At 67.3% G+C, this 26,027-nt stretch carries 21 protein-coding genes and 1 pseudogene; 10 read left to right on the top strand and 12 right to left on the bottom strand.

Annotated features, from left to right (window positions below):
* The first annotated feature begins 14 nt into the window (after window positions 1-14).
* The 3 genes from DIE11_RS27050 (at window position 15) to DIE11_RS27040 (ending at window position 3,165) form a co-directional block, all read left to right on the top strand.
* The gene (locus DIE11_RS27050; protein WP_124628304.1) at window positions 15-1,349 is read left to right on the top strand and encodes an aspartate aminotransferase family protein; all 1,335 of its coding nucleotides are present in this window, start codon (window positions 15-17) and stop codon (window positions 1,347-1,349) included.
* Window positions 1,350-1,374: 25 nt separating this feature from the next.
* A complete protein-coding gene (locus tag DIE11_RS27045; protein ID WP_059679148.1) occupies window positions 1,375-1,929 on the top strand; it encodes a carboxymuconolactone decarboxylase family protein in 555 nt (184 codons plus the stop codon).
* 423 nt (window positions 1,930-2,352) lie between these two features.
* Window positions 2,353-3,165 carry an extensin gene (locus tag DIE11_RS27040; protein ID WP_124628302.1) on the top strand — a complete coding sequence of 271 codons (813 nt, stop codon included), beginning with the start codon at window positions 2,353-2,355 and terminating at the stop codon, window positions 3,163-3,165.
* Between the two features lie 114 nt (window positions 3,166-3,279).
* Here DIE11_RS27040 and ahpF read toward each other — a convergent pair whose 3' ends face one another.
* On the bottom strand, window positions 3,280-4,878 hold the full coding sequence (ahpF, locus tag DIE11_RS27035) for an alkyl hydroperoxide reductase subunit F (protein WP_124628300.1): 1,599 nt from the start codon (window positions 4,876-4,878) through the stop codon (window positions 3,280-3,282).
* 125 nt (window positions 4,879-5,003) lie between these two features.
* Window positions 5,004-5,567 carry an alkyl hydroperoxide reductase subunit C gene (gene ahpC / locus DIE11_RS27030; protein WP_059607791.1) on the bottom strand — a complete coding sequence of 188 codons (564 nt, stop codon included), beginning with the start codon at window positions 5,565-5,567 and terminating at the stop codon, window positions 5,004-5,006.
* Between the two features lie 320 nt (window positions 5,568-5,887).
* Here ahpC and DIE11_RS27025 point away from each other — a divergent pair, with 320 nt between their 5' ends.
* Genes DIE11_RS27025 through DIE11_RS27015 form a run of 3 tightly spaced genes read left to right on the top strand, consistent with a single transcriptional unit; the run spans window position 5,888 to window position 8,862 of the window.
* Window positions 5,888-6,844 (top strand): ABC transporter substrate-binding protein, encoded by a 957-nt coding sequence (locus DIE11_RS27025; protein WP_124628298.1) that lies wholly within the window; start codon window positions 5,888-5,890, stop codon window positions 6,842-6,844.
* 1 nt (window position 6,845) lies between these two features.
* Complete coding sequence (locus tag DIE11_RS27020) at window positions 6,846-8,150, top strand: dicarboxylate/amino acid:cation symporter (protein WP_124628296.1); 1,305 nt, start codon at window positions 6,846-6,848, stop codon at window positions 8,148-8,150.
* Window positions 8,151-8,160: 10 nt separating this feature from the next.
* A complete protein-coding gene (locus DIE11_RS27015) occupies window positions 8,161-8,862 on the top strand; it encodes an aspartate/glutamate racemase family protein (protein WP_124628294.1) in 702 nt (233 codons plus the stop codon).
* A 215-nt stretch (window positions 8,863-9,077) separates the two neighbouring features.
* Here the strand turns inward: DIE11_RS27015 and DIE11_RS27005 are convergent, their stop codons facing one another.
* Entirely contained in the window at window positions 9,078-9,971 is an 894-nt protein-coding gene (locus tag DIE11_RS27005; RefSeq protein WP_124628292.1) for a LysR substrate-binding domain-containing protein, read from the bottom strand.
* A gap of 177 nt (window positions 9,972-10,148) precedes the next feature.
* On the opposite strand from DIE11_RS27005, the gene DIE11_RS27000 reads away from it, so the two are divergent.
* The 3 genes from DIE11_RS27000 to DIE11_RS26990 are packed head-to-tail and all read left to right on the top strand — an operon-like array spanning window position 10,149 to window position 13,121.
* Window positions 10,149-11,315 carry a branched-chain amino acid ABC transporter substrate-binding protein gene (locus tag DIE11_RS27000; protein ID WP_124628290.1) on the top strand — a complete coding sequence of 389 codons (1,167 nt, stop codon included), beginning with the start codon at window positions 10,149-10,151 and terminating at the stop codon, window positions 11,313-11,315.
* A gap of 17 nt (window positions 11,316-11,332) precedes the next feature.
* The gene (locus tag DIE11_RS26995; protein WP_124628288.1) at window positions 11,333-11,872 is read left to right on the top strand and encodes an L-2-amino-thiazoline-4-carboxylic acid hydrolase; all 540 of its coding nucleotides are present in this window, start codon (window positions 11,333-11,335) and stop codon (window positions 11,870-11,872) included.
* Window positions 11,865-13,121 carry a Zn-dependent hydrolase gene (locus tag DIE11_RS26990; RefSeq protein ID WP_124628286.1) on the top strand — a complete coding sequence of 419 codons (1,257 nt, stop codon included), beginning with the start codon at window positions 11,865-11,867 and terminating at the stop codon, window positions 13,119-13,121. Before DIE11_RS26995 ends, DIE11_RS26990 begins: the two co-directional genes overlap by 8 nt.
* 21 nt (window positions 13,122-13,142) lie before the next feature.
* On the opposite strand, the gene DIE11_RS26985 is transcribed toward DIE11_RS26990, so the two are convergent.
* The 9 genes and pseudogenes from DIE11_RS26985 to DIE11_RS26945 form a co-directional block, all read right to left on the bottom strand.
* Complete coding sequence (locus tag DIE11_RS26985; RefSeq protein ID WP_059607799.1) at window positions 13,143-13,979, bottom strand: cytochrome c; 837 nt, start codon at window positions 13,977-13,979, stop codon at window positions 13,143-13,145.
* Window positions 13,980-14,237: 258 nt separating this feature from the next.
* Complete coding sequence (locus tag DIE11_RS26980) at window positions 14,238-15,536, bottom strand: hypothetical protein (RefSeq protein WP_124628438.1); 1,299 nt, start codon at window positions 15,534-15,536, stop codon at window positions 14,238-14,240.
* Complete coding sequence (gene glmS, locus DIE11_RS26975; RefSeq protein ID WP_059607800.1) at window positions 15,536-17,359, bottom strand: glutamine--fructose-6-phosphate transaminase (isomerizing); 1,824 nt, start codon at window positions 17,357-17,359, stop codon at window positions 15,536-15,538. The genes DIE11_RS26980 and glmS overlap by 1 nt, the downstream gene beginning before the upstream one ends.
* 113 nt (window positions 17,360-17,472) lie before the next feature.
* Window positions 17,473-17,962 (bottom strand): annotated as a pseudogene (locus tag DIE11_RS26970) (Biofilm PGA synthesis auxiliary protein PgaD).
* On the bottom strand, window positions 17,940-19,211 hold the full coding sequence (gene pgaC, locus DIE11_RS26965; RefSeq protein WP_124628284.1) for a poly-beta-1,6-N-acetyl-D-glucosamine synthase: 1,272 nt from the start codon (window positions 19,209-19,211) through the stop codon (window positions 17,940-17,942). Before pgaC ends, DIE11_RS26970 begins: the two are co-directional and overlap by 23 nt.
* The gene (gene pgaB / locus DIE11_RS26960) at window positions 19,208-21,301 is read right to left on the bottom strand and encodes a poly-beta-1,6-N-acetyl-D-glucosamine N-deacetylase PgaB (RefSeq protein ID WP_124628282.1); all 2,094 of its coding nucleotides are present in this window, start codon (window positions 21,299-21,301) and stop codon (window positions 19,208-19,210) included. Before pgaB ends, pgaC begins: the two co-directional genes overlap by 4 nt.
* A 14-nt stretch (window positions 21,302-21,315) precedes the next feature.
* Window positions 21,316-24,123 carry a poly-beta-1,6 N-acetyl-D-glucosamine export porin PgaA gene (gene pgaA, locus DIE11_RS26955; protein ID WP_124628280.1) on the bottom strand — a complete coding sequence of 936 codons (2,808 nt, stop codon included), beginning with the start codon at window positions 24,121-24,123 and terminating at the stop codon, window positions 21,316-21,318.
* Window positions 24,124-24,178: 55 nt separating this feature from the next.
* The gene (locus DIE11_RS26950) at window positions 24,179-24,916 is read right to left on the bottom strand and encodes a hypothetical protein (protein WP_124628279.1); all 738 of its coding nucleotides are present in this window, start codon (window positions 24,914-24,916) and stop codon (window positions 24,179-24,181) included.
* A 75-nt stretch (window positions 24,917-24,991) separates the two neighbouring features.
* Window positions 24,992-25,414 carry a hypothetical protein gene (locus DIE11_RS26945; protein ID WP_124628277.1) on the bottom strand — a complete coding sequence of 141 codons (423 nt, stop codon included), beginning with the start codon at window positions 25,412-25,414 and terminating at the stop codon, window positions 24,992-24,994.
* Between the two features lie 406 nt (window positions 25,415-25,820).
* Between DIE11_RS26945 and DIE11_RS36740 the strand changes: the two genes are divergently transcribed.
* A partial coding sequence (locus DIE11_RS36740; RefSeq protein ID WP_221622468.1) for a hypothetical protein occupies window positions 25,821-26,027 on the top strand: 207 nt, incomplete at its 3' end.

Raw genomic sequence — 26,027 nt, 5'->3', positions numbered from 1 at the left:
TCATGAGGCAACGCATGACGACCGTTTTTCATCGCGCTCCACGCGCCACCTTGCCCGTCGCCGTCGCAGGCGACGGCATCGAGATCATCGATTCGACCGGCAAACGCTACATCGACGCGTGCGGCGGCGCGGCCGTATCGTGTCTCGGCCACAGCAACCAGCGCGTGATCGATGCGATCAAGCGGCAGGTGCAGCAACTGCCGTACGCGCATACGTCGTTCTTCACGACCGACGTGGCGGAAGAGTTGGCCGACCGGCTCGTCGAGGCCGCGCCGGCCGGTCTCGAACACGTGTATTTCGTGTCGGGCGGATCCGAGGCGATCGAAGCCGCATTGAAGCTGGCGCGCCAGTATTTCGTCGAGAAGGGCGAGCCGCAGCGTCGCCATTTCATCGCGCGTCGCCAGAGCTATCACGGCAACACGCTCGGCGCGCTCGCGATCGGCGGCAACGCATGGCGGCGCGAGCCGTTCCTGCCGCTGCTGATCGAAGCCCATCACGTGAGCCCGTGCTACGCGTATCGCGACCAGCAGGCGGGCGAAACCGACGAAGCCTATGCGCAGCGCCTGGCTGACGAGCTGGAGCAGAAGATCGTCGAACTCGGTGCGGAAAACGTCGCGGCATTCGTCGCGGAAACGGTGGTCGGCGCGACGGCCGGCGCGGTGCCGCCGGTGCGTACCTACCTGAAGAAGATTCGCGCGGTGTGCGACAAGTACGGCGTGCTGTTGATCCTCGACGAAATCATGTCGGGGATGGGGCGCACCGGATACCTGTTCGCGTGCGACGAAGATGGCGTCGCGCCCGACCTGCTGACGATCGCGAAAGGGCTCGGCGCAGGGTACCAGCCGATCGGCGCGACGCTGGTGAGCGATCGTATCTACCGGACGATCGTCGACGGATCGGGTTTCTTCCAGCACGGCCACACGTATCTCGGTCATGCAACGGCCTGCGCGGCCGCGCTCGAGGTGCAGCGCGTGATCGCCGAGGAGAAGCTGCTCGACAACGTGAAGGTGCGCGGCGAGCAACTGCGTGCGTCGCTGCGCGAGCATTACGGTGCGCATCCGCATGTCGGCGACGTGCGCGGCCGCGGGCTGTTCGTCGGCGTCGAGCTCGTGCGCGATCGCGACAGCAAGGCGACGTTCGATCCCGCGCTGAAGCTGCATGCGGCGGTCAAGCGCGAGGCGATGCAGCGCGGCCTGATGGTGTATCCGATGGGCGGTACGATCGACGGCGTGCACGGCGATCACATCCTGATCGCACCGCCGTTCGTCTGCACCGCGCAGCAGATCGACACGATCGTCGAACGGCTGTCCGGCGCGATCGATGCCGCGCTCGCATCGGCCGGCGCGTGAACCACGACCTCACCCAATCCTCACCATGACCGACAGACTGCCTCCCTTCGATCCCGCATCGGCCACCGACGAGCAGAAGGCGGTGCTCGCCGACATTCTCAGCGGCCCGCGCGGCAACCTGAACGGGCCGTTCCTCGGCTGGATCGCGAGTCCCGAACTCGCGCAGCACGCGCAGCGGCTCGGTGCGTTCTGCCGCTATCGCACGGGTTTGCCGTTGCGCCTGTCGGAGCTCGCGATTCTCGTGACGGCCGCGCGCTGGCGCTCGCAGGCCGAGTGGCACATCCACCATCCGATCGCGCTCGATGCCGGTGTGCCGGCCGCCACGGCCGACGCGATTCGCCGTGGCGTAGAGCCGGCGTTCGAATCGGACGACGATGCGCTGATCCATGCGTTCGCGACCGAGCTGTATGACACGCGGCGCGTAAGCGACGCGACGTTCGCGCGCGCGCAGGCGCGTTTCGGCCACGAGACCGTCGTGAACCTCGTCGCGCTGCTCGGCTATTACGCGCTCGTGGCGATGACGCTCAACACGTTCGGTATGCGCGCGGACGGCCAAACTGATCTACCGTTTCCGGAATAATCGCCGCTTGCGCGTGCGTCGGCGGCCTGCCGCGCGCGCGTTCCGATTGCGTCGAAAAGCCGGTCTGTACGGGATTTTTGGCGTGTTGGCACAGGCTGAGCGGCATCCTCGCGACGTCTTGCCGACGCACGTCGCACCGCCTGCACTTCAGCGCAGGAAGTTTCCCCCGTGCCGTCCGATGAAAAATCGCCGCGCGCAACGCATCAACGACGCGGGCGACCGCACGGGCGGGCTCAATCGTGCATTCAAGTGCCCGTGTGTGCGATTCGCGATGTCGAACCGTCTGACGATAGGGCAGCGCGGTGTTGCGAGGCCTCACCGCTCTGGGGTCGACATCAATGAAACCAATTGTATTCGTGCGGGATCAGCCGCGATCGCACGCGTATGATGGCTTGTTCACGTCGATAAGATCGGTGAGCAAGCATGACTAGTACCCGTAAGACATTGATGATCGCCGGCGGCCTGCTGGTTGCCGCGGCTGGCACAGGCTACGTGATGCTCCTGCGTGCGGACCACCGCGCGATCGCGGAGGCCGGCATCGGCGACTCCGCGACCCCTGCCGCCGCCGTCACGGCGGCGAACGACGGCCACACCGCGCAAGGCGCGATCGCGCCGCCTGCGGCGGTCGCCGTCCCTTCCGCGCATATGGACGAGGCCGTCCCGCAACCAGCGGCCGTACGGCCGCCATCCGCGGCCTCTGCGCGCACGAGCGCGGCGCCGGCATCCGCTGCCGTCGCGCCGGTCGTCGCCGCGCCGGCGCCACCGGCGAAGACGAGTGCGCCGCCGCCGACCGTCCACGTCGTGACCGTCGAGCCGGAGGATGCGACCCCGCCGAAAGCCCAGCCCGCTCAGCCGGCGAAGGCACCGGTACAAGCGGCGCAACCCGTGCAATCGACACCGCCGGTCCAGGCGACGCAGGCGGCTCGGCCGAGTCAGCAGGCGGAGCAGCCGACGCAGCGCGCGGCGCGCAAGCGCGACGGGCTCGAGCGGCACGCGGCCGCGACACCCGCGATGAAATCCGAAACGCCTGAAACCGCCGCACTCGTGCGGGAATCGGCAAAGCTCGATCCGTCGTTGCCGCCGCCGCAATACGTGGCGACGCCGAGCGCCGATCGACAGCACGCGTCGACGGGCGCGAATCCGGTTGCCGCCGCGATGACCGATCAACTGGTCAGGCAGTCGAGCAGCTTGAAGTCGACTACACCGGCGAGTGCCGGGCCCGGCGGGGCTCAGTGAGAACGGAGCGGCCGCGCTCGCGCAGCGCCGCTCGACGCCGGATGAAAAAGGGCCCCGCACGCCGACCAGGGCATGCGGGGCCAAGAGAGACGAACCTGTGCGGTGCGTCGCGCGTTACGCGGCGATCGCCTCTTCGGCCTGCGGCGCGTCGGCGGTAGCCGGCGTCGCGTCTTGCCGGATCAGGTGATCGAACGCGCCGAGCGATGCCTTCGCGCCTTCGCCCACCGCGATCACGATCTGCTTGAACGGCACCGTCGTCACGTCGCCGGCGGCAAACACGCCCGGCACCGACGTCGCACCGCGCGCATCGACGACGATCTCGCCATGCTTCGACAGTTCGATCGTGCCTTTCAGCCATTCGGTGTTGGGCACGAGGCCGATCTGCACGAACACGCCTTCGAGATCGACGCGCTTCGTTTCACCCGAACGCAGATCCTTGTAGACGAGCCCGTTCAGCTTGCTGCCGTCGCCGGTCAGCTCGGTCGTCTGTGCCTGCGTGACGATCGTCACGTTCGGCAGGCTGCGCAGCTTGCGCTGCAGCACTTCGTCCGCGCGCAGTTGCGCGCCGTATTCGATCAGCGTGACTTCCTTCACGATGCCGGCCAGATCGATCGCGGCCTCGACGCCCGAGTTGCCGCCGCCGACCACCGCGACGCGCTTGCCCTTGAACAACGGGCCGTCGCAGTGGGGGCAGTATGCGACGCCACGGTTGCGGTATTCGCGCTCGCCCGGCACGTTGATTTCGCGCCAGCGCGCGCCGGTCGCGAGAATGATCGTCTTCGCCTTCAGCACCGCGCCGTTCGCGAGGCGGATCTGGTGCACGTCGCCCGGGATCAGCGCGTCGGCGCGTTGCACGTCCATGATGTCGACGTCGTACTGCTTCACGTGCTGTTCGAGCGCCGTGGCGAACTTCGGTCCCTCTGTTTCCTGCACCGACACGAAGTTCTCGATCGCCATCGTGTCGAGCACCTGGCCGCCGAAGCGCTCGGCGACGACGCCCGTCGCGATGCCCTTGCGCGCCGAGTAGATCGCGGCGGCCGCACCGGCCGGGCCGCCACCGACGATCAGCGTGTCGAACACCGGCTTGTTCTCGAGCGACTTCGCGGCGCGGGCGCTCGCGCCCGTATCGAGCTTCGCGAGGATTTCCTTCACGCTGCTGCGGCCCTGGCCGAACGATTCGCCATTCAGGAACATCGTCGGCACGGCCATGATCTGGCGCGCTTCGACCTCGTTCTGGAACAATGCGCCGTCGATCGCGACGTGGCGAATGCGCGGGTTGATCAGCGACATCACGTTCAGCGCCTGCACGACTTCCGGGCAGTTCTGGCACGACAGCGAGAAATACGTCTCGAACGCGTAGTCGCCGTCGAGCGCGCGGATCTGTTCGATCACGTCGTCGTCGAGCTTGAGCTGATGGCCGCCCGTCTGCAGCAGCGCGAGCACGAGCGACGTGAATTCATGGCCCATCGGGATGCCGGCGAAGCGGATGCCGGCCGGCTTGCCGGGTTCGCCGATCGAGAACGACGGCTTGCGCTCGGCATCGTCGCGGCGTTCGGTTACGGTCACGCGCGACGTCAGCGACGCAATCTCGTTCAGCAGCGCAAGCAGTTCCTGCGATTTCGCGCTGTCATCCAGCGACGCGACGAGTTCGATCGGGCGCGTGATCTTTTCGAGGTACGCCTTCAGTTGGTTCTTGAGACTGGCGTCGAGCATGGCGTTTCGGATTCCGTATTGATGATTCTGGTCGGGCACGTCGTGCCGGAGGAGGGCGCGGGCCGCACGAAACGGCCCGCATTCGCGTGACGCGCGCGCCTCGTGCGAGGCGCGCGGCGCGATCGTCAGATCTTGCCGATCAGGTCGAGCGACGGGGTCAGCGTCTCCGCACCCGGCGTCCACTTGGCCGGGCACACTTCACCCGGGTGTGCCGCGATGTATTGCGCGGCCTGCACCTTGCGCAGCAGTTCGCCTGCGTCGCGGCCGATGCCGTTGTCGTGGATTTCGCACAGCTTGATCTCGCCTTCCGGGTTGATCACGAACGTGCCGCGCAGCGCCATCCCTTCTTCCTCGATCAGCACGTCGAAGTTGCGCGACAGCGTGAGCGTCGGGTCGCCGATCATCGGGTACTTGATCTTGCCGATCGTCTCCGACGTGTCATGCCATGCCTTGTGCGTGAAGTGCGTATCGGTCGACACGCCGTAGATTTCGACACCCAGCTTCTGGAATTCCGCGTAGCGGTCGGCGAGGTCGCCCAGCTCGGTCGGGCAGACGAACGTGAAGTCGGCCGGGTAGAACACGACGACGGACCACTTGCCCTTGAAGTTCTCTTCGGACACGGGCACGAAATCGCCGTTGTGGTATGCGGTTGCCTTGAACGGTTTGATTTGGGTGTTGATGATCGGCATCTTGCGAGTTCCTTTGCTTGGGTGTTGATGAAGTGTTGCCAGTATCCGGGTTCACCCCTGGCTTGTGAAATTGCTTGTATTAATCCGCGGCATCGGGAATTTCTATCTGCTTCCGGCCCCGTCGCGGCGGGCCGTCCGGTCGGCCCGTGCCATCCGGGCCGGGCCTTCCGGCGGATTTCGGCCAGCCGGCGCTTCTGACACATTGGGCGTGCGGGAGGGCGCGGCGCCGGGCGACGGCGACGCACCCCGCGCAAGGGCCCGGCGCCCGTTCGGCACGAACGGTTGCGCGGTCGTCAGACACTCTCCGTCCCACTGCCGCCATGAATCTCTTTTCCGGACGCGCGATCCGTGCACTGCCTGCATGGTTCCGCGAGATCGTTCCCGAGGGGCGCTGCCTGCATCGGCTCTTGCGCGGTGCGGCCTGCGCACTCGTGACCGTGTCGTGCGCCGCGCCGGCGCTCGCCCTCGATGCCTCCACGCCGGCCGCGACGGCGACGCCGGCCACCACGTCGACCGGGCTCGTGCAGATGCCCGACGGCCGGCTGCTCGCGCCCGAGTTCGCCCGCATCGTCACGCGCGGCACGCTCGTCGTCGCGGTGCTAGGCGTCGATCAGCCGCCGTTCTTCATGTCGCGCAACGGCGCATTGGCGGGCGTCGACATCGATCTCGCCGACGAACTCGCGAAAAAGCTCGGCGTGTCCGTGCAGTTCGACCGCGATGCGCGCACCTTCGACGACGTCGTTCAGCTGATCGCGACCGGGCAGGCCGACGTCGCGATCAGCAAGCTGTCGCGCACGTTGCCGCGTGCGCAGGTGGTCCGCTTCAGCACGCCGTACATCAGCCTGCGGCGCGCGCTGCTGATCAATCGCGTCAGCTTCGCGGAACTCGCGAAAGGGCGCCCGCTGCCGGAAGTCGTGCGCGATTACCGCGGCACGATCGGCGTCGTCGCCGGGTCGGCCTACGCGGAATACGTGCGCACCGACTTCCCGGCTGCGCGGGTGCGTACCTACCCGAGCTGGCCGGCGACGCTCGACGCACTGAACGCCGGCGCGGTCACGGCCGTGTATCGCGACGAACTCGCGATCAAGCTCGTGATGCAGGAAGACCCGACCGCGCCGATCCGCTTGCGCGTCGCGACCTTCGACGACCTCACCGACGCGCTTGCCGTCGGCGTGCCGGTGTCCACGCCGACGCTGCTCGCGTTCGTCAATCAGTTCCTGGCCGAGCGCAGCAGGCGGCTCGACGTGAAATCCTTGCTCGACGCGATGGGCCGCTGACATGAACATGGACGAGAACATCAGGATCATGCCCCGCATCGCGCGGCTGCATGCGCTCGCGATCCATCCGCTGACGGTGTTCGGCAGCCTCGCGCTCGGGATCATGGCGGGCGTGCTGTGGCCGGCCGCCGCGCCGAAGTTCGACTACGTGGGCCAGGTGTACGTCGGCCTGCTGAAGATGACGGCGCTGCCATTCATGACGGCCGCCGTGATCTTCAGCTTGCAGCGACTGCTGCGCGATGGCAGTGCGTCGGATCTCGTGATGCGCGTGATCGCGATCTTCGGCTGCGCGTCGGTGTTCGTCGTGGCGGTCGGCGCGGTCGTTCTGGTCGCGATGCGGCCGGGCGAGCATCTGTCGAACGCGACGCTGAAGGCGTTCGGCGCGCTGGTCGGCAGCGACGGTGCGGCGAGCGACACCGTGATGACGCTGTACGGCACCGATCCCGCGGAGAAGTCGTCGGGCCTTGCCGACATGCTGATCGCGCTGGTGCCCGGCAACTTCTTCGCGGCGCTCGCGAGCGGCGACACACTGAAGGCGCTGGTGTTCTCGCTGTTCTTCGGCTTCGCTTCGGGACGCGTGCCGGCGAGCATCTCGGCGGCGCTGAGCCAGACGCTGGAGACCGTCTATTTCACGTGCCAGAAGATCATGCACTGGCTCGCGTATCCGACGCCGATCGTGCTGTTCTGCGGCGGCGCCGCACAGATCGGCACGTCGGGATTCGGGCCGCTCGAGGCGATGGTCCGCTTCGTCGCCGCGTTCGCCGTCGTCGCGCTCGTGCTGATCGCGGCCTCGATCGTCGTGATCTGGAAGCGCTCGGGCGCGACGCTGGCCGAGACACTCGCCGGGTTGCGCACGCCGTTCGCGATGGCGCTCGCCACGCGCAGCAGCGTGGCGTGCATGCCGAGCATGATCGAATGCCTGGCCGACGGATTCGGCTTTGCCCGCGCGCGCGTCGAGTTGGTCGTTCCACTTGCCGTGTCGCTGCTGCGCGTCGGGCCGATGGTTTATTACGCGAGCGCGACGATGTTCGTCGCACAACTCTACGAACGGTCGCTCGGCCCCGGCGAGCTTTGCGTCGTGCTGGTCGCGTCGGTGCTCGCCGGATTCGCGTCGACGGGCACGTCGGGCGTCGTGACGGTGTCGCTCGCCGGCATGGTGTGCGCGGCGCTGCACCTGCCGTTCGAGGCCGCGTTGGTGTTGTTCGCGGCGATCGATCCGTTCTGCGAAATATTTCGGACGCTGTTGCTGGTGATCGGCAACTCGGCCGTCGTATCCGCGATCTGCGCGCGGCCGCCGCGCGCGTGAAGGAGGCGTCATGGCACTCGTCGGCGTACTGGGCGGAATGGGGCCGCTGGCCACGGTCGACTTCATGCATCGCGTGATTTGCCTGACACGCGCGCGCTGCGACCAGGAGCACCTGCCGATGATCGTCGCGAACCTGACGCGAACGCCCGATCGCTCGCGCGCGATCATCGACGGCGGGACCGATCCGCTGCCGGCGCTGCTCGACGGCATCGCGCTGCTGAACCGCTGCGGCGTCGACGTGATCGCGATTCCGTGCAATTCGGCGCATCACTGGTATGCGCCGCTGCGCGAACACAGCGCGGCGCCGATTCTGCATATCGTCGATGCGTCGGTGGCCGCGTTGCCGGCAGGCGTGCGGCGCGTCGCTGTGCTCGCCACGGGCGGCACGCTGGTGTCGGGCTTCTACCAGACGGCGCTGCGTGCGCGCGGGTTCGAGCCGGTGATGCCGGGCGTGGCCGCGCAGCGCGATATCGCCGCGTGCATCGCGGCGGTCAAGGCGGGGAAGATCGCTGCGTCGGTGCGATGCCTGTCGCGCGCGCTCGAGGCACTGGCAAGACGGGACGTGGGCGTGGCGGTGATGGGCTGCACGGAAATTCCGATCGCGGCGCGCGCGTTGCCAGATGCACCGTTCGCGCTGGTCGACAGCACGCAGGAGCTGGCGCGCGCGACGGTCGCCCATGCGGTCGAGCGCGGATGGGGGCGGGCGGTGTGACGCAACGGCGGGCGGCGGTACGCGCGACGCACCGCGCCCGCCAGATCCGTCAGGGTGCGCGCACGTCGGGTTCGATGACGGGGATGGCCCACATGTCGCGCGATACGCGCAGCAGGCGGTTCACTTGCGTGGATGCCCGGACGATCGCATCGGACAAGCGGATGCGGCGCGCCTTGTGAATCGTGCGAAGGCCCGCCTGCGAGCGGCCCGCGCGCTTATGCAGCCATCCGCCTGAGCCATTCGGCCAGCCGTCTCGCGCCGTCCGGCATGTCCGCATCCTCGCGCGTGCACAGGTAGTAGTCGCGGCCGTCGTCGAGCGCGTGGTCGAACAGCTTCACGAGTTCGCCGTTCGCCAGTTCGCGCTGGACCAGCGGCGCGCGCAGCAGCGCCGCGCCGAGATCCGCGCGCGCCGCGCTCAGCGTCAGTTGGCCGTCCTCGAACATCGGTCCCACCGCGTGCGACACGTGCCGCACGCCGGCGCCCTGCAGCCAGTTGACCCAGGCGCTGCGATCCTCGTCGTGCACGAGCGGCGCCCGCGCGAGATCGGCCGGTGTGCGGAACGGCCCGTGGCGCTTCAGGAACGACGGGCTGCACATTGGCACCATCGCGCCCGGCAGCAGCCGCTCGCAGCGGTAGCCGGGCCAGTCGCCGGTGCCGAAGCGGATCGACAGGTCGGACGCGTCGCTTCGATAGTTACGGTGATGCGCATACAGCACGGTCACGTCGACATCGGTGTTGTCGGCGAGGAACGCGTGCAGCCGCGGAATGAACCAGCCGATACCGAGCAGCGGAATCAGGCTGATCGTGATCTGCCGCAGCGACGACCGGTCGCGCACGAAGCGCGTCGCGCTGCGCAGCACCGAGAACGCGGCGCTGATCGAGCGGTAGTAGTCGCGCCCCTCATCGGTGAGCGCGAGCAGCCTGCCTTCGCGCACCGTCAGCGGCGTCTGGATGAACGCTTCGAGCAGCTGCAGCTGGTGGCTCACCGCGGACGGCGTGATGTCGAGCTCGTGCGCCGCCGCGGTGACCGAGCCGAGACGCGCGAATGCCTCGAACGCGCGGACGGCGCGTAGCGGTGGATCGTGAGGCAATTGTTCGATATTTTTCATGTGTCGAATTTTATCGAAAAATCAGGGTGAACCACAACACGAAAATATCCCGTATTTACAGGGGATTACGTTATTGTGTCGGGAATGGCATAAGCATCCAACAATTGAGTATTTGGGGTGCTGATGATGAATATTTAATATTTTTCATGTTTTGAGCCAAATCACCGATCCCCACACATGAAAATCGCATTTCTCCCCGCCGGCCTCGCATTCTCCGCGGCCGCGCTGATCGCCGCCGCTCCCGCCTACGCGCAGTCCGCGCCGCAGACGATCCTGATCGGTCTCGCCGCGCCGCTCACCGGCCCGTCCGCGCGGATCGGCAAGGACTTGCAGAACGGCGCGCAGCTTGCGATCGACGACGCGAACGCGAAGCATCCGAGCATCGGCGGCAAGCCGGTCGTCTACAAGCTCGTCGCGGCGGACGATCAATCCGATCCGCGCACGGCCGTCGCGGTCGCGCAGCAGCTCGTCGACCAGCACGTGATCGGCGTCGTCGGTCACTGGAACACGGGCTGCAGCGTGCCGGCGTCGCGCATCTACCGCGATGCGGGCATTCCGCAGATCGCGCCGGCGTCCACCGGCCACCCGTACACGCAGCAGGGCTACGCGACGGCCTTCCGGATCATGGGTCACGACGATGCGGGCGGCAACTTCACCGGCGCCTATGCGGTGAAGACGCTGAAGGCGAAGCGCATCGCGGTGATCGACGATCGCACGTCGTTCGGCGCGGGGCTCGCCGATCAGTTCATCAAGGGCGTGCAGGCGAACGGCGTCACGATCGTCGATCGCCAGTACGTGAACGACAAGACGACCGACTTCAGCGGCGTGTTGACCGCGATCAAGGGCAAGCGCGCGGATCTCGTGTTCTTCGGCGGGCTCGACGCGCAGGCCGCGCCGATCGCGCGCCGGATGCGCCAGCTCGGCGTGAACGCGCCGCTGCTCGGCGCGGGCGGCTTCGTGAGCCAGACCTTCCTGTCGCTCGCGGGCAAGGACGGTGACGGCGTGACGGCACTCGAACCGGGCTTGCCGCTCGACCGGATGCCGGGCGGCAAGGCGTTCGACACGCAGTACCGCGCACGCTTTCACGCGCCGATCGAGCTGCACGCCCCGTTCGCGTACGACGCGGCTGCCACGCTGATCGCGGCCGCGCAGAAGGCCGGCACGACGCAGACGGCGAAGCTGGTCGCGGCCGTGCACGCGATCGACCGGCCCGGCGTGACCGGCCGGGTCGCGTTCGACGCCGAAGGCAATCTGAAGGACCCTGCATTCACGATCTACCAGGTGCGCGGCGGCAAGTGGACCGTCGTCGACGTGCTCGGCGGCGCGCACCCCGCAACGAAATGACGACGGAGACGAATCCCATGACCAACACGACACATGCATCCACGGCGGCACCCGAGGACACGCGGCTCGGCATCCTCGCGCGGCGCCGCATCGAAGCGGAAATCATCAAGCCGATCTACGAGATCATGAAGCGCGAATTCGGCACCGAGCGCGCGCAGGCCGTGATCGCGGAAGCCGTGCGCGGCGCGGCCGTCGACGCGGGCCGCACGTTCGCCGCGCAGGAGCCCGACGGCACGAGTGTGCGATCGTTCGTCGCGCTGCAGGTGCTGTGGGAGAAGGACGACGCGCTCGAGGTCGAGGTGCATCGCGCGGACGATGCGCACTACGACTACGACGTGCATCGCTGCAGCTACGCGGAGATGTACCACGCGATGGGGCTCGGCGAGATCGGTCACCTGCTGAGCTGCGCGCGCGACAGCTATTTCATCCAGGGCTATGCGCCGGACATCGCACTCACGCGCACGAGCACGATCATGCAGGGCGGCAAGCGCTGCGATTTCCGTTATGCACTGCAGGCGGCGCCGCGCGACGATGCCCCGGAGGCCGGCAATGCGTGACGATCTCGCGGACGCGCCGCGCGTCGACGGCGCGCGGCTGTGGGCGTCGCTCGAACGGATGGCGCAGATCGGCGCGACGCCGAAGGGCGGCGTCTGCCGTCTCGCGCTGACCGACCTCGATCGCGAGTCGCGCGACCTGTTCGTGCAGTGGGCGCAAGACGCCGGCTGCACGGTGCGCGTGGACCGGATGGGCAACGTGTTCGCGCGCCGCGCGGGCCGCAATCCCGACGCCGCGCCGGTCATGACCGGATCGCACGCCGATTCGCAGCCGACCGGCGGCCGCTACGACGGCATCTACGGCGTGCTCGGCGGCCTCGAGGTCGTGCGCGCGCTGAACGATGCGGGCATCGAGACCGAGCGCCCGATCGACGTCGTGATCTGGACCAACGAGGAAGGTTCGCGTTTTGCGCCGGCGATGATATCGGCCGGCGTGTTCGCGGGCGTCTATCCGCTCGAATACGGGCTGTCGCGCACCGACGGCGCAGGCAGGACGATCGGCGAGGAACTCGCGCGAATCGGCTACGCGGGTGCCGAGCCCGTCGGCGGCTATCCGGTGCATGCGGCGTACGAGCTGCATATCGAACAGGGCGCGATTCTCGAACGGGCCGGCAAGACGATCGGCGTCGTGACGGCCGGGCAGGGGCAGCGCTGGTACGAGGTGACGCTGACGGGCATCGACGCGCACGCGGGCACGACGCCGATGGAATTCCGGCGCGACACGCTGGTGGGTGCCGCGCGGATGATCGAATTCGTCGATGCGCTCGGTCGTCGCCATGCGCCGCACGCGCGCGCGACGGTCGGGATGATCGAGGCGCGGCCGAATTCGCGCAACACGGTGCCGGGCGGCTGCTTCTTTACGGTCGAGTTTCGTCATCCTGACGATATGGTGCTCGACGAGCTCGATATGGCGCTGCGTGCGGAACTGGCGCGCGTCGCGGCCGAAGCCGGCCTCGGTGCGCGGATCGAGCAGATCTTCACGTACCCGCCGGTGCCGTTCGCGCCGCGCTGCATCGACGCGGTGCGCGATGCGGCCCAGGCGCTCGGGCTGCCGCACATGGACATCGTGTCCGGCGCGGGTCACGACGCGTGCTACATCGCACGCGTCGCGCCGACCGGCATGATCTTCGTGCCGTGCGTCGACGGCCTGAGCCATAACGAGGCCGAGGCGATCACGCCGGAATGGTCGGCGGCGGGCGCCGACGTGCTGCTGCGCGCGGTGTTGCGGAGCGCGCAGGAACCGGGCGCGTGATGCGCGCGTGACGGGCGCGGCTTACTTGCCCGCCTTGCGCCGCGCCATATACGCGAGATACGCGACGATCTGGTCGAGCTCCCGGTCGCTCAGCTGATCGGGCGGGAACGCCGGCATCACGCGGCCCGGCCAGTCGCGCACCGATGCCGGGTTGCGGATGTAGCGGCGCAGCGCGGCGGGCTGGAAGTAGTCGACCGGATTCATCGGCGCGTTCAGGTCGGGGCCGGCATGGCTGCTGCCCGCGCCGTCGAGGCGATGGCACGCGAGGCATTGCGTGACGAACAGGCGCTGGCCCGCACGGGCCGGATCGTTCGCCGGCAGCGCCGGATCGACGGCGAGCGACGGCCAGCGCGCGAGCGGCGACGATTCGATCGTGATGCGCACGATCTGATATGGCCACTGCTCGCCGCGCACCGACGATGCGTCCGGCCCGAGCCAAACCAGGTAGAACGGCCCGGCGCTGACCTGCTTGCCGGGCAGCTTCGGCCACGGATGCGCCGGATCCTCGATCGCGAGCCACGCGACGGCGCCGGCCGGCGCACGGCGGCGCGCGAGATCCAGCGGTAGCTGCGCGGCGAAACCGTCGGCTGCGCGCGTTTCGAGCACGCCGTTTGCGGGAAGCGGCGTGTCGCCGAGCAGGGCGGCGAACGGCACCGCGCGGAACGTCATCGGCCGGCCGTACGCAATGTCGTGCGGCACGTGGATGTCCGTTGCGTCGACGCGCGCGAGCAGCGCCTGGCGCGTCAACACTCGAGGCGTGCCGTCGGTCTCGAGTTCGAGCGCGTCCTGCGCGGACGCGCGCGTCGCGATCAGGCACACCGTCATCAGCAACAGCGAAAACCACCGGCGCTTCAGCATTCGTTCTCCGTTGGGGCGTACCGGCGGCGGCAGGGGCGAGCACGCGGCCGATGGATGGAATCGAGCGACAGTCTATCCGGTACGCGCGACGCTGGCGACTTCGACGCGGGATCGGCGCAGTGGCAGGGATCGCGCCGGCCGGTGGCAGCGTGCGGGGCTATCGAGTTGCCCGACGCGTGCGGGATCGCGTTGCGCGACTCGGCCGGCGGCTCAATCCCACGGGGCGTCCGTGTCGGTCGGGAGCCGTTCGCGTCGCCGTCAATGCGTCGAACACTGCGCGTCGGCCTTCGGCAAAGGCGTTTCCCGTGCCGTGTCGAAATCGGCCTCGCGCGTCCCGGACGGCGTCAGCGACACGAAATGCATCGTCCCGCCGCGTGCCGTGAACCCGGCGATGCCGGTCGAGCCCCACGGAATCGGCGAGCGCTGCGCGCCGCTCACCGACATGCCGGTTGGCGAAAGCGTCAGCGTCAGCAGCCGTCCGTCGCGGGTCGGCACGTACGCATGCGTGCCGTCGACGCCGATCCCGGATTCCCGCACCGACGCCGGCAGGCAGTCGAGCGTCGCGAGGCGGCGGCCGTCCGGGTCGATCAGCGTCGCGACGCCGCGATTGTCCGCCGTCGTCGTGACGACGACGAAGCGGTCGATCGCCGGCACGTAGGTGGACGAATACACGTAGTACTGGATCGCGTCGCTCAGCGGCCCGAGCTTGTCGAGCTTCGCCGTGACCGGATCGAACATCGCGTATTCGAGCGTCGCATCCGTGCTGCCCTCGATGTATTTCTGCCAGACGAGCAGCGCGCGGTGCGGCGAGCCGGCGACCACGGGCCACCATTCTCGATGGTGCGGCGCGACCGGCACGTGATTCAGCACGCGTCCGTCGGCATCGTAGGTTTTCACGTAGACGCCGTTGCCGGTGCCGAGGTTGTCGACGCCGCCGCCATCGATCCAGTCGGCGGAATAGAACACGACGAAGCGTTCGCCCACCGAGGCGACATGCCCGGAGTGACCGCCCGCCTCGACGTCGTTCGGGTAGGGCTTGATCGGCTTGAGGTCGCGCCGATAGACGCCATAGCGCTGGCTGACCTCCTGCGGCGCATTCCAGCCGTCCTCGAACGTGACGAAGATGTCGCCGCGCGGATTCTGCGCGATCGACACGGGCTCCTGCGCTTCCGGACGGCTGATGAATGGATGGACGCGCAGCAGACGCGGCTTGCCCGGCAGCCATTCGCCGACGTACACGTCGTGCGGCCAGTTGCCGTTGCGCAGCGCGCCGCGCGGCACGATGCCGGAGCTGCTGAAGAACACCCAGCGCCGGCCGTCGCCTGCGTCGGCCACGCCGATTCCGTGCATGAAGCGCCGCGGGTCGCCGCTGTCCTGCGGCGATGCGGGCGCCTGCACGGTGACGGTGTGCACGGCCGGCGTGCCGGCATACGCGCATGTCGGTGCTGCGACGACACAACACGCACCGCAGAGTACGGTCGCGACACGCCACGCGGCGGCGCGCCCGCCCGCATGCGAGCGCACGGTGGCGACCTGCGTCGTGACCGGCCGTTGCATCATTCGACGGTGACCGATTTCGCGAGGTTGCGCGGCTTGTCGACGTCGGCGCCGCGCGCGCACCCGACGTGATACGCGAGCAGCTGCAACGGGATCACGTTGACGATCGGCGACAGCGCGTCGCCCGATTCGCGCACGCGGATCAGGTGCGTGTCGCGGTCGGCGTCGATCTCGAGATGATGGCCCGCGAGCACGTACAGCCGTCCGCCGCGTGCGCGCACCTCGGCCATGTTGGACTTCAGTTTCTGGAAAAGGCGGTCGTCCGGCGCGATCGTGACGACCGGCATCGCGCTCGTGACGAGTGCGAGTGGGCCATGCTTCAGTTCGCCGGCCGGATAGCCTTCCGCATGGATGTACGACACTTCCTTGAGCTTCAGTGCACCTTCCAGCGCGATCGGATAGTGAATGCCGCGCCCGAGGAACAGCGCGTTCTCGGTGCGCGCGAACTTCGCGGCCCAGCCCATGATCTGCGTTTCCAAGGCGAGTGCGTGACCGATGCGCGCTGGCAGTTCGTGCAGTTTCTTCAGGTGCATCGCGACATGCGCCGCATCGAGCCGGCCGCGTTGCTGCGCGAGCGTCAGCGTCAGCACGAACAGCGCGACGAGCTGCGTCGTGAACGCCTTGGTCGATGCGACGCCGAGCTCGATGCCGGCGCGTGTCAGGAAGCTGAGTGGCGCGCCGCGCGCGATCGAGCTGGTCGCCACGTTGCAGATCGCCATCGACAGATCCTGGCCCATCGCGCGCGCGCGCTCGATCGCGCCGATGGTGTCGGCGGTTTCGCCGGACTGCGAAATACCGACGACCAGCGTGCGCGGATCGGGCACGGTGTCGCGGTAGCGGTATTCGCTCGCGATCTCGACCTGCGCCGGAATGCCCGCGATGCCCTCGAGCCAGTATTTCGCCGTCAGGCCCGCGTAGTAGCTGGTGCCGCAGCCGAGTAGCAGCACGCTCCGGGTCTTCGACAGCAGCGCACGCGCGCTGTCGCTGCCGCCGAACAGCGCGGGCGAGATCGCGTCGATGCCATCGATCGTGGCGGCGATCGCCTTCGGCTGTTCGAAGATCTCCTTCTGCATGAAGTGCTGATACGGGCCGAGCGCGGCGTCGTTATCGCGCGCCTTGACCAGGCACAGCGGACGCTGTACCGCGCTCCCGATCGCGTCGACCACGTCGATGCGGTCCGGCGTGATCAGCGCGACGTCGCCGTCTTCCAGGTAGACGAAGCGGTCGGTCAGGTCGCCGAGCGCCGCGCAGTCCGACGCGAGGTAGTTCTGTTCGGCGCCGATGCCGATCACGAGCGGCGAGCCGGCGCGCGCGGCGACGAGGCGCTGGGGCTCGCGCGCGCTCAGCACCGCGATCGCATACGCGCCGTGCAGCCGCTTGACGGCATGCCTGACCGAATCGAACAGGTCGTCGCGATAGAGGCTGTGGATCAGGTGCGCGATCACCTCGGTGTCGGTCTCGCCGCGAAACGTGTAGCCGCGCTCCTTCAGTTCGGCGCGCAACGCATCGTGGTTTTCGATGATCCCGTTGTGTACGACCGCGATCGTGTCGCCCGACATGATCGGATGCGCGTTCATTTCCGACGGCGCGCCGTGCGTCGCCCAGCGCGTGTGCGCGATGCACGTCTGCGCTTCGAGGCCCAGCGTCAGCACGCGGTCCTGCAGGTCCGCCACGCGCCGCAGCGTGCGTTCGCTGCGCAGGCGGCCTTCGTCCTGCACGGCGATGCCGCACGAATCGTAGCCGCGATACTCGAGTCGGCTCAGTGCATTGACCAGTTGCGGCACCTGATTGTGCAGGCCGCTTGCTCCGACGATTCCGCACATGATTCACCTCGTCTAAAGGAAGTTGCCGGCCGACGCGGGACACGCGACGGCGCGAATTCGGGAGCGGTGTCGCGTCGTGCGGCATGCATCGCGTCCGGCGCGTCTCCGCTGACTTATTCGCGGGGCTGCGGCCCCGCGTGGGCTACCCATTCGATGCCGGAGATCGAGCCGTTCGCGTCGTGCGACGCGACGAGAATGCGTGTCGTGCGCCGCGCGCCGCGCCGGCGGGCGCCCGCGAGCGCGGTCGGCGGCACCGAGCGCATCTTCACGCTGGCCGAGCGCCGCAGCATCTTCGATGCGCGCAACCGGTACGCGAGCGGATGCACGACGCGTCCCGCGATCAGCCACGTGACGATCGTGCCGGCGATCAGCGCGATGCTCGTCACGTAGAACACGATCTGCTCGATCGGCATCTCGGCCTGGTTGAACGGCAGCAGGTAGCGGTACGTGTAGATGCAGATCGACGCCCACACCCCCCCCGACCAGCGCGGGCCGCACGAGGCGGAACCACGCGACGAGCACGGGCCCGACGACGCCGCCGTGTTCGGCGATCAGTTCGCTCGGGGCGCGCAGGGAAAGGTCAATAATCGGTGCGTTCTTCATGTTGAATGCCTCGGTCGGGACTGACCCAAACGGCGCGCTTGCCGCGGCCCCGCAATACGACGGCGGGCAGGGCGACGACGGTGGTGACCATGCTGATCAGCCAGAACGCGACGGGGTACCAGACGGTGTCAAGGAAATACATCAGGAGTTTTTCGTCGTAGCGACGATCGATCATGCTGCCGATGATCAGCTGCAGGATGCAGGTCGCGACCAGCAGCATCCCGTGCCAGTGCGGCACCACCGACACATGCCAGTCCTTCGGAAGCGGGTAGACGACGTCGACCAGCGCGAGCAGCAGGATGAACGACATCGAATAGGCCCACGCGATGCCGATCAGATACTCGACGAACAGCGGCCACATCATCATCTGCGTCGGCCGCGCGAGCGTGCCTGCGTACTTGAGCAGCACCTGGATGCCGCCCTTCGCCCAGCGCAGCCGCTGCCGGTAGAGCCCCTTCAGCGTCTCGGGCATCAGGATCCAGCTGAGCGCGTGCGGCTCGTACACGACGCGCCAGTCGCGGCACTGCAGTTTCCAGCTGATGTCGATGTCCTCGGTCAGCATGTCCGAGCTCCAGTAGCCGACATCGGCGAGCGCGGTCTTGCGGAACATCGTGATCACGCCCGACACCGTGAAGATGCGGCCGTACACCTGCTGCGTGCGCTTGATCAGCCCGACGATCGACGAGAATTCGCCGACCTGCATGCGCCCCAGCAGCGACGTGCGCGTGCGGATGCGCGGGTTGCCGGTGACCGCGCCGACGCCCGGATCCGTCAGGAAATGCTCGAGCATCCAGCCGATCGCGTCATGCGCGAGCAGCGCGTCGCCGTCGATGCAGAGCAGGTATTCCGCATTCGATACCGCCGCCGCGGTGGTGAGCCCGACAGCCTTGCCTTCGTTGCACGCGTGATGGATCACGAGCAGCCGCGGGATCTCGACGGCCAGCTCGTTGAGGATCTCGCCCGTGCGGTCCTTGCTGCCGTCGTTGACTGCGATGATGTCGTAGTTCGGGTAGTCCATCGCGTTCAGGTGGCGGATCACGCTGCGCGCGTTCGCCGCCTCGTTGAAGCACGGCACGACGATCGAGATCTTCGGGATGCCGCTCGCCGCGATCGTGCGCGTCGACAGCTCGCGGCCTTCCTCGAGCAGGAAGTAGTGAACGACGCCGCCGATCATCCACAGGTACGACATGAAGAACGGGTAGTAGAAGACGAAATCCTGCAGGCGCTGAATGATGTTGTGGGTGGTCATGGCGTTTTGGTTCCCTGCGCATGCTGCATCTGCATCAACGCGTTGATCGAGGTCGGATCGAGGCGCGACTTCAGCGACATCACGTCGCGCATCGCGTCGAGCTCCGGCTGGCCGTTCAGGAAGTTGTCCGGGTAGTAGCCGAAATTCACCGCGCCCTCGCTGCGCAGCCGCCGCATCTGTGCGAGCAGCGTGCGGGCCGGCACGTCCTTGTGCGCGTGCCAGTCGTACGACTGCAGCTCGAACACGGTGCGCTGCAGGCCGCGCTGCTTCGCACGGACGGCACGCACGAGCTGGTCCAGCCAGCCCTCGGGATCCTTCGCCTGCTCCATGTACGGCATCGCCATCAGCGCGACGTAGTCGTAGTTGGCGAGGAAATCGTCGTAGTTCTGCGCGTACCACGCTTCCGACTCGGGCTTGAGCACCGGCATCGCGAAGATGTTGCGCGCGCTCAGCACGTCGCCCACGTTCTGGTGCGCCAGCACGATCTGTTCGAGCTGGTGTGTCAGGTCGATCAGATAACGCGACTTCTGGCGCGTCCAGCGTTTCATCAGGTCGGGGTTCTCGCGGATCTTGCCGACGTCGGCCGGCAGCCCCCATTGCGAATAGGTCTGCAGCGCATGCCGGCCCGCATCCTCGTAGTCGTCGAGCACGGCGTCGTCGCTGAACAGGATGCCGCTGAACGACGCGTGCTTGCTGAGATCCTCGTAGATCTGCTGGATCATCAGCCGCGCCTCCGGATCGAACGGGCTCAGCCGGAACACGCGCGTGCCGTTCTCGCGGGCCGGCGCGCCGCCGTATGCGCTGACGGCCTCGAGCCCCTGATGCTTGCCCGGCGGCGGCCGGAACGCGAGCACCGGCATCCACGCGTACACCTGAACGTTGGAGCGCGTGTTCAGCTGCCACGCGGCGCGCGAGAACAGGTCGGCGCGCATCGGCAGGTGCCGATTCGGGAAATACACCGCTTCGGCCACGCCCGTGCCTTTCGGGTCGGCACAGGCCTGCAGGTACACCGATTTCGGCTGCATCCGGTAGATGCGCTCGACCAGCTTGCCGAGATTCGCCTCCTGCCGCGCGGGATCGGGATCGTAGACCTGGTCGAGATCGACCTGCACGATGCGCTCGGGCACGTCGACGTCGCCGCGGTTGGACGCCGGCTCGCGCATCGAGCGCTCGAACCCGCCGATGTCGACGTCGTACATCATCAGGATCCGCCTCAGCCGGTCCAGTGGCACGTCCGGCGTATTCGGGCCGGCATCGAGGCTGAACTGGATGTCCATGCCGAGCGACGTCGATATCTTGCGCACGGGCTGGTTTTCCGCGCCGTATGGCCACACCATCGAGCGTGCAACGATGCCGGTGCGTTCGCGGATCTGCCGCACGCATGTCTGCAGGTCGTCGTGCACGCGTGCTTCGAATTCGGCGTCGGTTTCATAGCGCTTCTCGTTCTGCAGGTAGAGGTGGGACGTGGTCGCCGGCAACTCGTTGCCTTGCGGATTCGCGACCGCGCCGTGATGGAGGTTGTGGGTGTGGCAGCCGAGCTCGACGAGGTGCGACTGGCCGACCTTCTGCACCTCGTCCCACGACATGAAGTAGTCGCGCGGCACCTGGATCTTGTCGCTGATGCGGATCGGTGCATCCAGCGGCGCATCGATCCACGCCGTGACGATGCCCATCACGGCCGGATACTTGAAGCGTTCGAGCAGCGGCAGCACTTTCGTGTAGTGGCTGCGGTAGCCGTCGTCGAACGTGAGGAGCACCGCGCGCGGCGGCAGCGGCTTGCCGCCGTGCCGCGATTCCTCGATCTGCCTGACCGTGATGGTGTGGTAGTTGTTGGTCTGCAGCCATGAAAAGATCGCGGTCAGCGTGCCGGTGTCGACCGCGAACGGGTCGACCATCGCCGACGCGGAGGAAAACGACGCCATCAGGTTGTCGCGCACGTCATGCATGCAGATCACGCGAAACGTCTTGCCGTCGGCCGGGTCGGACGGCGGCAGCAGGTCGATCATCCGGGCGTTCGACACGCCCGGGAACAGCGAACAGGCGGCGAACGTGCCGAGGCATCCGCACATGAAGGTCCGTCTGGTTTGCATTCGCGATCTCCTTGCTAGAACGGCAGGTTGACCGACATGAAGCCGGTTTCGGAGCGCTCGCGCTGGCCGTCGTATGCGTGGCTGCTGACCTCGACGCCATAGCTCAGCGTGATGTCGTGCTTGAACGTCCACGCGTGCTCGAGGCGCGCGCTCCACAGCGGGCTGGTGCCGAAGCCGCGCTCGTTGTACACGCCGCCCGACACCGATACGCGCTGCTGCAGCGCCATGTCGCCCTTCTTCCACAGCATCAGCTGGTGCATGACGGTCGCCGCGGCCGCATAGTCGCGGCCCGGGCTGAAGTAGGGCGCGTCGTGGCGCGTGTTGCTGTCGGTGCCGAGGTCCAGCGATACGTTGACGAGCTGGTTGGCGGTGGTATACACGCGCTGCGTGGCGGTCGCCGAGATCTCCTGGTGCAGGTTCGAATCGCTGTAGCGGCTCACGCCGTAGCTGAGCTTGACCTCGCGACGGTCGTTCTGCCTGTACACGACCGAGACGTTCGCGGAGCGGCCCCAGATGTGCGCGGCATACGCCTTCCACGGCAGCGAGTTGTCGTTGGTGTCGAGCCCGGCGCTGACCGTCCAGTAGTCGTTCAGCGCGTACGCGATCGACCCGCGGCCGCCGGTTCGGCCGTCCGAGCCGAACGAGCGCGTGACTTCGCCCTGCACGGTGAGCGGCCCGTGCCGGTAGTCGCCGCCGACACCCGTGCGCGTGCGGCTGACGTTGCCGGAGTCGGTCTGCGCGTAGCCGAAGAACGTGTGCGAGAAGACGCGCCAGTTGTCGCCGAACGGTTGCGAGTACACATAGCTGTCCGACGTGAAGCTGTTGTCGGCCAGCGCGCTGTTGCCGTGCTCGTAACTCAGGTCGGTCGTGAACACGGGGCTGCGGTATGCCTTGTAGTCGCGCTTGAAACCGCGCACGGCGCCGCTGTCCGGAAATACGTCGTCCAGCGTCTGGTCGACGTACTTCGCGGTCGCGTAGTCGTCCGCCGTGAGCGCCGCGCGGCCGAGGCCCGCCAGCATTTCGACGCTGTCCGGGTGGTCGGTCAGTGAAGCGCGATACATCGCGATCGCCTGGCGCGGATGCGCCTGGCCCGACACCGCGTCGGCATGCGCGGCACGGACCTCCGCGTTGAACGGCACCTGCTGCTCGAGCTGCTCGAGCGCGGCGATCCCTTCGTCGACGCGGCCCGTGTAAATCAGGTATTGCGCGCGCAGCCGGTAGTAGCGCAGAAAGTCGCTTTCTTCCGGACCGTAGTTGCGCACCTCCTTGGCCGGCGGCAGCGACTTGCCGATGTCGTCGAGCACCTGCTGCGCGTCCGCCGCGCGTCCCTGGTCGACGTACGACCAGAACAGCCCTTCGCGCAGTTCGATCGGACGCGTGCGTGCGCCGTACTGGAAGCCGCGGGTCGCGCGGTCGGTCGGCGCCGCGGTTGCCTGCTTCAGCGCGCGCTGGTACACGGCGTTCGCCTTGGCCGGTTCGCTCAGGTAGAGGTAGGCGTCGCCGACGGCCGCCAGCGCGTCGATCGAGATCTCCGCGTCGGGCGGAATCGTCTCGAACGTCGCGACGGCCGTCTTCATGTCGCCGCGCGCTGCAAGGGCGACGGTGCGGTCGCCCGCGAGCGCCGTCCTGACCGGCGAATAATCGGGCGTGGCCGGCATCCGCTTGTCGAGGTCGTCCGCCGCGCGCAGCGCGCTGTCGAGGCCGTCGAAGCGGTCGGAACTCGTCATCGAGCGGGATTTGTCACGTCCGCCGCGCACCTGCTGGCGAATCGCCAGTTCTTCCAGTTGTGCGACGTCGACGGCGGAGAACGCATCGGGCCGTGCCTTCGCTTCTTCGAGCGCCTTGATCGCGCCGCCGCCCGCCGCGAGGCCGAACACGTCGTTGCGCACGGTCGCGACGTCGGCGGTACGCAGGTTCGGCGCCTGCGCATTCGGCGTTTCGACGTCGGGGCCTTGCGATCGTTGCGTCGGTTCGCCGGGCAGCTGGACGCCGGGCGTCTGTGAATTCGGCGCCTGGGACGACGGGGGCGGCGAGCCCGGTGTCTGGGTAACGGGCGCAGGCGAGCCCGGCATCGGGGTGCCGGAGGCCTGCGCGGTTTGCGTCGGCGCATTCGGCGGCGCGGTGGTTGCGGCCTGCGCAGGTTGCGGCGGCTCCGGCGAGTGCGCGACCGGGACGGATGAACTGGACGCAGGAGTGCCGGACGTTGCCGCCGTAGTTTGCACGGGTGTTTCGGGCGGCTGCGGGTTCGCGGCCTGAGCGATCCCGATCGGCGCGTCCGATGCATGCGCGACGGGTGCCGGCGTGTTTGACGGCGTGGTGTCGGATGCCTGGGTCGACTGCATCGGGGCACTCGGCATCGGTTCGGCCGGTGGCGGCCTGCTCGACGGCGTGGTATCGGTCGCCTGGGCGATCTGGATCGGCACGCTCGACGGCTGCGCGCCCGGCGCCGGTTCGCTCGGCTGCGCGACGTCCGGGTCCACGACGACCGTGGTCGGCATCGTCTGCGGTTGCGCATCCGACGCCTGCGCGATCTGCATCGACGCATCCGATGCCTGCGCGATGGGCGTCGGCGCTTGCGGGGGCAGGGCGCTCCGACCCTGGGCGACCTGCAGCGACGCCGCCGTCGGTTGCATGTCGGGCGACAGCGCATCCGGCGCGCCGCGGGCGCCGGCGATTTCGCTCGCGCCGCCCGGTTCCGCGTCGCCTTCGGCGGCAAGGCAGGAGCCGGACGCAACGAGCAGCAACAGCAACGGCGCGTGCAGGAGGATCCGCCGGTTGGTCGGAGCGGCGATGGTGCATTGTTGTCTACGATTGTTGGCCACGATGTCTCCTCACTCTGAAACGATCACATCGGTTGCACGCCCGGCGACGCCCGGTTTACAGGCGATTGCGGATCGCTTGTCCGAGCAGCGCGCGCGATTCGCTGTTCGTCGGGTCGATGGCGAGCGCGCGGCTCGCGTTCTGCTCCACGCAATTCCATTCGTCGACCCGTGCGCACCAGCGCGCCCGAGCCAGTGCGCGTGCGCCTTCCAGTTCGTCGTGCGTGATGCTGGTGGCCTCCATGTGCGCCGAATCGGCGATATACGATTGCGGCTGCCGTCGCGGCGTGCGGTCGGTGTGTTTTTCAGTGCGCGCCAGCGTCTGCGAACGCGACGTCCGGTGCGTGTCGCCGGGGCGGGCCGCGCGGCCGCTGGCCGCGAGCGTCGTGGACGGCACGTGCGCGGGGTGCGGGTGTTTCGCGGCGGCGCGGGCGATCGTTCGTGGCGGCACGGCCGGTGCTGCCGCGGCCGACACGGCAGGCGTTGCCGACGCATACCGCGTACCCGGCACGGCAGGTGTAACCGGCTCGGCCTGCGCGGTGGTCGACGCCGTGTCGGAGGCGTTGGCCGTGGCGGTCGCGATGGCCTCGCGATACTTTCCGACGGCGGTGCCGATCATGCCGGCGATGTCGTGCGTCATGGTTGCATGGCCGACTCCCGCGTCGCGCTGGACGTACGCAAAGCCACCGAAGATCGCGGCAAACGCAATGATGCTGAGCGCCGCATTCTTTCCGGGGCCCCAGGCAGGTTTCGGCTGACGGTTGGGCGAGCCGTCCGGTCGTTCTGCACGAGTCATTCAATCCTCCTCGATTCGACGGATTGCAATGCACGAAGCGAGCACGTGCCAGCGCCACGCGGATTCGACTGACGTTCACCACCGCAACTGCGTGGTGAGTGCGCCCGTTTCGACGACCGCGAACTGGGTGGCGCCCTGATAAGTCCCTTCGACCCGATAACTGGCATCGGGCACGCTGAACAGGCAGCGTGGCCCCGTTGCCTTGAATTCGACGAGCACGCGTCCATGCCGTCGCAGCCGCACCTGCACGTTCGACAGCGGTTGCCCGCTGGCGCCCGATACGAACGAAACACCGAGGTTGTAAGGACGGCCGTCGGGGGGAAGCGGCGCCGTACCGTCGATTCGCGCGTCGCCGCAGATATACGAAATCACGTATCGGCCGGAGCCGGGGTCGGACGCGGGTGCCGGGGCCTGGGTCTGTGCCACGGCATTGATGCAGAGTGCGGATACGGCGATGCCGAAGAGCGGGCGAGCATGCTGTTCAAACGAGGAAGACATTGCAACCTCCATCCGAAATCGCTGACAACGCATTTATTCCGATTTGAAATTGGCGACGTTCTTTTCGCGACATGGTATTGATACACGATGGATTTTGAACAAACAACCGCGTGTGGCCCGAATGGGACATGCTTTAAATGTCCTATTTAAATAGGATTTGTTATAATTCGACAAAATGAATTGAGACTGAACAAAGTCGATATTGCCGGACATGAAATTTGCTCACCGGTCGCAATGACCATTTCGCAAATTTAAGACGTAAGTGGTATCGAAGTTTGTGCCGAAAAATAACGACTGATAAAAGGAAGACTTGCCTCTGCCATCGAGGCATCACGATGAATCATGGAACGTACGGTCAGGTAAATCGAAAGGGCTGGTATGACGTTTTTGGCGAGAATGTCGTTACATGAAAATCGAAACTTTTGATGTGATGTGTAACGGCGTATTTCCGTCATACGAGTCGGCAATTTACTCGGATTCGCAAACGTTTGGCAGTATTGCGGAATTGATCGAGCGTACGGAACGTATATTGAAGACGAATCGGGATAATAAAATGGTTCGCGATGGCGAAAATGGAATACGGGAGCGCCGCGCGGATTGCATCCGCGCGGCG

This window comes from Burkholderia sp. Bp9012 (assembly GCF_003853825.1).
GTDB classification, from domain to species: domain Bacteria; phylum Pseudomonadota; class Gammaproteobacteria; order Burkholderiales; family Burkholderiaceae; genus Burkholderia; species Burkholderia diffusa.
Note: the sequence above shows the minus strand (reverse complement) of the source record. Positions and strands in the feature narration are given on the sequence as shown.

Excerpts from the sequence above, each read along its gene's own strand:
- DIE11_RS27025 (WP_124628298.1), top strand. The coding sequence starts at position 5,888 with ATGAATCTCTTTTCCGGACGCGCGATCCGTGCACTGCCTGCATGGTTC.
- DIE11_RS26980 (WP_124628438.1), bottom strand. The coding sequence starts at position 15,536 with ATGCAACGGCCGGTCACGACGCAGGTCGCCACCGTGCGCTCGCATGCG.
- DIE11_RS27005 (WP_124628292.1), bottom strand. The coding sequence starts at position 9,971 with ATGAAAAATATCGAACAATTGCCTCACGATCCACCGCTACGCGCCGTC.
- DIE11_RS26945 (WP_124628277.1), bottom strand. The coding sequence starts at position 25,414 with ATGTCTTCCTCGTTTGAACAGCATGCTCGCCCGCTCTTCGGCATCGCC.
- pgaC (WP_124628284.1), bottom strand. The coding sequence starts at position 19,211 with ATGACCACCCACAACATCATTCAGCGCCTGCAGGATTTCGTCTTCTAC.
- pgaB (WP_124628282.1), bottom strand. The coding sequence starts at position 21,301 with ATGCAAACCAGACGGACCTTCATGTGCGGATGCCTCGGCACGTTCGCC.
- DIE11_RS26950 (WP_124628279.1), bottom strand. The coding sequence starts at position 24,916 with ATGACTCGTGCAGAACGACCGGACGGCTCGCCCAACCGTCAGCCGAAA.
- DIE11_RS26985 (WP_059607799.1), bottom strand. The coding sequence starts at position 13,979 with ATGCTGAAGCGCCGGTGGTTTTCGCTGTTGCTGATGACGGTGTGCCTG.
- DIE11_RS27015 (WP_124628294.1), top strand. The coding sequence starts at position 8,161 with ATGGCACTCGTCGGCGTACTGGGCGGAATGGGGCCGCTGGCCACGGTC.
- DIE11_RS26990 (WP_124628286.1), top strand. The coding sequence starts at position 11,865 with ATGCGTGACGATCTCGCGGACGCGCCGCGCGTCGACGGCGCGCGGCTG.
- DIE11_RS26995 (WP_124628288.1), top strand. The coding sequence starts at position 11,333 with ATGACCAACACGACACATGCATCCACGGCGGCACCCGAGGACACGCGG.
- DIE11_RS27020 (WP_124628296.1), top strand. The coding sequence starts at position 6,846 with ATGAACATGGACGAGAACATCAGGATCATGCCCCGCATCGCGCGGCTG.
- ahpF (WP_124628300.1), bottom strand. The coding sequence starts at position 4,878 with ATGCTCGACGCCAGTCTCAAGAACCAACTGAAGGCGTACCTCGAAAAG.
- ahpC (WP_059607791.1), bottom strand. The coding sequence starts at position 5,567 with ATGCCGATCATCAACACCCAAATCAAACCGTTCAAGGCAACCGCATAC.
- DIE11_RS27050 (WP_124628304.1), top strand. The coding sequence starts at position 15 with ATGACGACCGTTTTTCATCGCGCTCCACGCGCCACCTTGCCCGTCGCC.
- glmS (WP_059607800.1), bottom strand. The coding sequence starts at position 17,359 with ATGTGCGGAATCGTCGGAGCAAGCGGCCTGCACAATCAGGTGCCGCAA.
- DIE11_RS27040 (WP_124628302.1), top strand. The coding sequence starts at position 2,353 with ATGACTAGTACCCGTAAGACATTGATGATCGCCGGCGGCCTGCTGGTT.
- DIE11_RS27000 (WP_124628290.1), top strand. The coding sequence starts at position 10,149 with ATGAAAATCGCATTTCTCCCCGCCGGCCTCGCATTCTCCGCGGCCGCG.
- DIE11_RS27045 (WP_059679148.1), top strand. The coding sequence starts at position 1,375 with ATGACCGACAGACTGCCTCCCTTCGATCCCGCATCGGCCACCGACGAG.